Genomic DNA, 6,581 nt, shown 5'->3' on the forward strand with positions numbered 1-6,581 from the left:
CCCCCACACCTTGGCCACCAGCCCCCGCGCCTCCAACGCACCCACCAGCGCCAACGCCCCCGACCGCCACGACTCACCCAAAGCCACCCGAGCCACCACACGACCCACGAACACCACCCACTCCCCCGCGCTGGTCACCTGCATCGCCCGAGGAGCAGCCCAGCCGGACGATCCGGCAGACCCGCATAGGCTCCCCGCCACCTCCATTAGAGGTAGCTCTATTGGAGTGCCGTAGGCTCTACTTGTCAATAGAGCTAGCTCTATCGATCAGGTGCGGCGGAGAGATGCCGTTACCGTGGTCCGCGACGCGAGCGAGGAGACATGCATGGGCATCGGGTACAAGGAGCTTGCAGACGTCCTACGGGACGCTGTGCTTCGAGGCGACTACCCGCCAGGAAGCACCCTGCCCAAGCAGGAGACGATCGCCCAAGAGCATGAAGTCAACATCAAGACCGTTCGCCAGGCCGTTCGGGTGCTCGAAGCCGAGGGGCTGGTCACTCCTGTCCGGCGACGCGGCACCGTCGTACGTCCAAGGCCACCGATGAAGCGGCTCGGCATCGAGCGGTACGCCAAGAGCAACTGGAAGTTCGGTGGCCTGGTGGCCTTCGCCGCCGACCGTGAAGCGTCAGGACGTGCCTGGAAACCGACCGATCAGACACAGCAGGTGCGGCTGACCGAGGCCGATGCCGAGGTCTCCGCAGCTTTCGAGCTCCAGGTAGGCGCCCCGATCTACGAACGGGCCCGCCTGGTGCAGGACGGCGACACCCCTACCCACACGCTGACCAGCTACTACCGGCCGGAGGACGTCGAAGGCACTCCCTTGGTCGACCCGAGCCCAGGCCCAGCCGGCCGAGGAGGCGGATTCGCAGTCCTCACGCTCCAAGGGTTGGAGCCGGACTCCATAACCGAAACCGTCCACGCACGGATGCCAACACGGCAAGAGGTCGATCTACTACAGCTACCCGGCGGAGAACCCGTGATGGTCCTTCAGCGCAAGACCTTCACCCGCGACGGACGACTCATCGAGTACGCACGCGGCGTCCACTCTGCTTCACGCTTCTCCTGGTCCTACACGTTCAAGATCCCCGACTGAGGAGCCGGCGTGCCCGACGATGCGACTGTGCCCGAAGCGTTCCGGCTCGACGTAGACACGCTGTGGGAGTACCACCACATGCGTCACACGATCCGGCCGTGTGACGTCGGTATCGGACTGGGCAGCCACGATCTAGGAGTGGCGACCTTCGCCGCCGAGCTGTATCACCAGGGCATGTTTTCGAGAGTAGTGTTCACTGGCGCTAACGCTCCCACGACCGTCGACCGATTTCCACGGGGCGAGGCAGTCCACTACCGCGAACACGCCATTAAATTAGGCGTTCCCGCCGATGTAATCCTTGTGGAACCCAATGCCACCAATACCGGTCAGAATATCGAGTACACCCGAGCGCTCCTCACCGAACACGCCGTCGAGGTCGCTTCAGCCATATTGATCTCGCGCCCATACCAGCAACGCCGCGCGTACTCCACCGTGAGGAAGCTGTGGCCAGAACTGGAAGTCATCTGCGCGTCCCGACCACTCCCACTGAGTGACTACGTTGAAAGTATCGGCGACGCGAGCCGAATGATCAACATGCTCGTAGGCGACACTCAACGGATCATGGAATACCCGAAGCGGGGGTTTGCCATCCCGCAGGAAATTCCGGCCGAGGTCGCGGATGCCTATCACCGGCTAGTTAAAGCAGGCTTCACGAGCAGACTCCTATAAGGGTGGCCGGCTAGCAGCAAGCCATAAAAACCAATACGCAGTAGCTCAGGATTCGCGCCCCAGGGCACGCATTCCAGCTTCCGCCACCTCGGGGGAAACAATCACCGCAACCAGTTCACCATCCTTGGTCAGCGGCACATTCTTGCCCTCGCGCACACTCTCGATATACAGGTCTAGTGCAGCCTCGAACAAAGACGTATCCGCGTATTCTCGCCCCGGTTGCGGTTCCCTCATGGCTCCAGACTAACCGGCTGCATCGCTACGCCGAGCAGGCCCTAGACCAACTCGCCGTCACCTGGTACGCAACCGGCATGGACCGCGTCCCCGACGTCCGCCGCGCCCTCCAGCCCTGGGCCGACACCGACAGCGTCCGCCGCCTGGACGACGGTTTGTACGGATGGCAAACGACCCTCAGCGCGCTGCAGCGTTGAACTCAGCGATACGGCCCGGAAGCTCACCCAGCGAATCAATCCGCATCGTCGGAACGCGGTCGACTTCCGGGTCGTCCTGCTGAACGATCCCCCACGGACCCCGCCGGATCAGCGCCGTCCGCAACCCCATCTGCGCCGCGGACATGATGTCGTTGTCCAGCCGGTCACCCACATAAAGCACCTGCTCGGCCTCACACGGCGCCGCCTCCACCACACACCGGAAGAACCCCGGATCAGGCTTGGACACACCCCAGTCATCCGAGGTCGCGATCATGTCGCTAGGCAGGTCCAGCGACCGCAGGACGCCCCCGGCCCGCACCGTCTGATTCCCCGCGATCCCGACCCACAGCCCATCACCCCGCAGCTTCGCCAGCGTCGGACGCGCATCCGGGTACAAGTTCTCTTCCCCAAACGTCTCAGGCCGCCCGACCTCGTCCCGCTCATCGCACGCTGCGTCAGATCGACCCCAGGCGCAAAACCTGGAATGTCTCCCGATAGTCCAACCGTCCGAGCAATCACCGCCCCGAACATCGCCTCGAACGTATCCGAGGCCCCCAACCAGTCAGCCCATGTTCCAGGCTCCCGAGACTCATCAACCACACACACTCGCCCACATCGAACACCACAGCGCGAATTATGGGACCTAGCCTAGAATACGCCCCAAACTTACCGCCGCCCCTCCCTTTCCGCTGAGCTACGGGTTTATCTTCTTGGCTAGGTTGCTGATTGCGCGGGACAGTTCATGGATCGTACCCTCAGCCAGCACAGGACCTTCAAGGAGGAGGGCGTTTAGATCTAGCACGTACTCCAATGGCTCCAACTCGCCCGCTGGGCCTTCTCCCGTCACATTGATTGTGTAGGACTTAGGAATATCCGCTTTGGCGAGCTCGAATCCAATGTCCAGGAAATGCATAATTCGCCCATTGGGCGGGATGGCTGGAATTCCTTCTTTGAGTGCGGTCTTTTCACCAATTTTTTCATACTTCTCATTTGCGGATCGCAGGGGCGGGTTGAATGTCACGCGAACGTTTTTGGCGACCGATCGTCCGGAGTTCTCTATCACCAGCAGAAGCATCTGCCCGTTTCTCGGATCTGGCCTAATATCCACGTAGACATATGGCTGCACCGCGTCTCGCCAAAGTTCCTCTTGGAGTCTATAAGACTCCTTTGCGGTTGCGGCCTGGTCTTGGGCAGAATTGGCCTGGTCTTTTGCGTGACGAACCTGGCGCCAGCTTGCAAGAGCGGCTACCACCGCAACTATGGCCGCAGCAATCGCAATCCAGTCAGCGGACTTCATATAGGCTCTACTCTCCAGTAAGCATTGCTTGGACGATGATGGTTAGGCGGTTGGGTGAGCAGCGGGCCTTCCGCGGGATGTGCCAGCGCTTGAGCGTCGCGGCGCCCTGTTCGCCGAGTGCGCGGACCTTGGCGTGGTAGCGGTTGAACAGCTTCTTGCGTTTGCCGAGCTTGCGGCGCTTGTTGCGCTTGTAGGGGGTGCCGACCGCGCCGCCGGCCCCGACATATGCCTTGGCGGCGTAGCAGGCGATCGCGCGGCTAGTGAGGGCGTGGATGATGCCGTGGGTGCGGGCGGCGGTCAGATCGTGTGTCGAGCCGGGCAGCGCTGGGGAGGCCCAGATCAGCTCGCCGTTGGGGTCGGTGAGGAACTGGATGTTCACCCCGTGCCGGTGGTGCTTGCCGCTGTAGTACAGCCGGTCGTTGGGGCCGGCCAGGCGGTCGATCGGCGCCAAGGTGCCGTCCAGGATCACGAACGCCTTGCGCTGGGCGATCCGCATCGCCTCGCGCAGATCGGCGGCCCTGTCGGGCGGCAGCGCATGGCGGCTGGGCAGGGCGAGTTGGACCTCGGCCTGGAGGTGAGCTCGGACGAGGCGCCGCCTGGCAGTGGTGGCGGTGGTCCGCTTCCGATCACCTCGTTGCGGATGGGGCACCTGTGGGCACCGTCCTCTTGAGGTAATCTGTGATCAAATATTCGCCGCGCGGGAACTCATTCCTCACGATTCTGTACTAGCCGCAACTCTGGGCGTGAATCGTCCTGTCCCAGCAAACGACGCAAGTAAGGCAGCTTCCACTTGAGCTCACGCGATAGATGATCTAGCGTGAGCCCTTGGGACTCGGCAACTTCAAAAGCTCTCCCGAGAAGACTCGGCATCTCCCCTGGATAGTGAGTTACCGGCTCGGCGGCAAAGAACCCCAAGTTTTCCATCTGGTTCAACCTCTGATATGCGCGTCGTGCCGTAGCCTCCGAGAATAGTCCCAATTCCCTGGAGCGATAAATAAGCGACTTCATCGAAACGCCCCATGTCCGACTCGTTCGCTCCAGAGATGAGAAGTCAACCCGAGGCGACAGATGTGGACCTATCTCACTTTCCGGTGTGAGGAACTCAGCAGCGAATACGTCTGCATCCTTTTCTTGCCTAACGTCACCCGGAAGTGCGTCATGGTGCAGCAGGAGGTGTCCCAACTCATGAGCGGCAGTGAATCGGTGGCGATATACGTCATCTGCACGGTCAGGCGTCAGGACGACGAGGGGGCGCGAAAGCTTTGAGGTTGAGAAAGCGTCGATCCGGGGAGTGTCTTTTCCAGCAAAGGCCACCAGCGTAACGATGATCCCGTGAAGTTCCATCGTTCTAACCAGGTGCGACACTGGACCACTCCCCAAGCCCCAATACTGTCTCAAGGAGCGTGCTGCAGCCGCAGGGTCGTTAGCGATATATCCTTCGATAATTTCACCACTTGCCAAACCCGGAACATCGACATGGGGAAACTGTACACGCTTCTCAAGCGCATAAGTCAATTCCCACATTTGTTCGACGAAAGCAACCGCCTTGCTTCGTTCGCCGACCCTGGTGGAACGGAGCTTCCTGAAATGGGCTGCTGATGCGTCGAGGCGGGCATGCGGGCGACCGATCACGAAAAAATCCAGGGGCACATCAAGCACCTCCGAAGCTCGCTCGATGTGGTCGGGCCGAGGGGGGGTAGTGCCGGACTCCCATTGACCAACAGCCGCCGCCGATACCCCTATCTGTTCGGCAAGCCTCGTTTTTGTGAAGCCCATGAGCAGTCGAGCTTGAGTAAGCCGTGCCGGATCAAACGCCGCCGCCACATCGCTTGCCCCAGGCTTCTGGTTGACGCGATATGCGACTAGGTCAAGTTGCCTAAACTTCATCCTCTCCTGCTTCCGGCGTCGTCGTGGGCGGCTCCTGCGTGGGCTTGCTAAGCGGTGGCTGCGGCTTCAATACCGGCTCTTCCAAGGGGCCTTCGTCGAATGAACGCGCGGAGGACTCTGGAGTAAAGGGATGGATTGGCTTGAGCGGCTGCGGCGCCGGCCCCACACCACCTTCACCGAAACCGAAGCCGGGGATTCCTTGAGGAAGACGCTCTCTATAGAGCCAGGTGAGGTATCCGCCATCGTCGACAAGGACGACATCTCCCCACTCCGCCAAGAGAATGCCAGACTGGGGATTGCTAGCATAAGCCACGAGCACAAGACGCACCTGCTGCGCCATGTCCCGAAGAGTCTCTGCAACCTCTTCGTATTCGGCGTTCAGGGCCTCGTCGTCCAGATCTGCTTCATCTAGGCGGAGCTGCTGGTGCCCGGTCTCCGGCGTGAGAGACAGTAGGTGCCGCCGAACCTCGGATAGCTTCATTCGCGCCCGGTCGACCGGACGGTCAATCTTGTCCGCGTATCGCCATGGGTAGATGACCGTGTTGCCGATCACCGGCAGCTCATAGCGCGCCCTCGTTGGCTTAATGACGTAGAAGCCATCGACACCGCGCAGATGGTTCACCAGCTCCTGATGCTGCGCGAGCCAGATGAGCCCATACGCCTCGTTGGTCTCCAGGCCGAGGCTCACGTGCCCCTCAAGGGCTCTTCTGTGCGCTTCCTCCAGAGCCGCCGGGATTCGGACGATGAGCTCCTCTGCCGCGGCACCGAAGCGCGCCCTGGCCCAGTTGGACGGTCCGGTCACGAGAGTCTCCACTTCCAGCGGTCTCCGCTTTGACTGCGAGCCTCAACGTACCACGAGCGCTTTAGTTTTCCTCAGAATCCGCTCAATGTCGCGCCTACCTGCAGGTTTGTCACCCTGTCAGCCGCAAAGTTCAGTGTCACGGTGGAAGCCAGCCAGCACACGCACGCGTTGACTTGGTCAGAAAGCCGCGAGAAAGCGACGAGAGACCTAACTGCGTCGCACGGCGCCGGGCAACGTTTGACCAGGTCAGCGCATGAGAAGCAATGTGACTCGGCGCGGCCTCCGGAGCCGTGTGCGCAGGGTTCGAAGCCTGCAGGGGCACCTCAGATGATCTATTGAGACCCAGGCTGACCAGGTTCCTCGCCTGCTGCCGAGGTTCGCTACGTGTGCGGTCGTGTGGCC

General features: G+C 61.4%; 8 protein-coding genes. 2 read left to right on the top strand and 6 right to left on the bottom strand.

Annotated features, from left to right (window positions below):
• Positions 1–325: 325 nt before the first annotated feature.
• A complete protein-coding gene (locus tag E1200_RS29745; protein WP_131955404.1) occupies positions 326–1,093 on the top strand; it encodes a GntR family transcriptional regulator in 768 nt (255 codons plus the stop codon).
• A 9-nt stretch (positions 1,094–1,102) separates the two neighbouring features.
• Entirely contained in the window at positions 1,103–1,762 is a 660-nt protein-coding gene (locus tag E1200_RS29750) for a YdcF family protein (RefSeq protein WP_243708937.1), read from the top strand.
• A gap of 45 nt (positions 1,763–1,807) precedes the next feature.
• Here E1200_RS29750 and E1200_RS34120 read toward each other — a convergent pair whose 3' ends face one another.
• The 6 genes from E1200_RS34120 to E1200_RS29785 form a co-directional block, all read right to left on the bottom strand.
• Positions 1,808–1,996, bottom strand: a complete 189-nt coding sequence (locus E1200_RS34120; protein ID WP_165950517.1) for a hypothetical protein — start codon at positions 1,994–1,996, stop codon at positions 1,808–1,810.
• Positions 1,997–2,173: 177 nt separating this feature from the next.
• Positions 2,174–2,590 (bottom strand): HAD family hydrolase, encoded by a 417-nt coding sequence (locus E1200_RS35045; protein WP_243708938.1) that lies wholly within the window; start codon positions 2,588–2,590, stop codon positions 2,174–2,176.
• Between the two features lie 297 nt (positions 2,591–2,887).
• Positions 2,888–3,490, bottom strand: a complete 603-nt coding sequence (locus E1200_RS29765) for a hypothetical protein (RefSeq protein WP_131955405.1) — start codon at positions 3,488–3,490, stop codon at positions 2,888–2,890.
• 7 nt (positions 3,491–3,497) lie between these two features.
• Entirely contained in the window at positions 3,498–4,139 is a 642-nt protein-coding gene (locus E1200_RS29770; RefSeq protein ID WP_165950518.1) for a transposase family protein, read from the bottom strand.
• 56 nt (positions 4,140–4,195) lie between these two features.
• Positions 4,196–5,377 carry an XRE family transcriptional regulator gene (locus E1200_RS29780; protein WP_207933614.1) on the bottom strand — a complete coding sequence of 394 codons (1,182 nt, stop codon included), beginning with the start codon at positions 5,375–5,377 and terminating at the stop codon, positions 4,196–4,198.
• On the bottom strand, positions 5,367–6,179 hold the full coding sequence (locus E1200_RS29785; RefSeq protein ID WP_131955408.1) for a hypothetical protein: 813 nt from the start codon (positions 6,177–6,179) through the stop codon (positions 5,367–5,369). The genes E1200_RS29780 and E1200_RS29785 overlap by 11 nt, the downstream gene beginning before the upstream one ends.
• Positions 6,180–6,581 lie beyond the last annotated feature (402 nt).

It is taken from the genome of Actinomadura sp. GC306, from assembly GCF_004348665.1.
Lineage (GTDB): Bacteria > Actinomycetota > Actinomycetes > Streptosporangiales > Streptosporangiaceae > Spirillospora.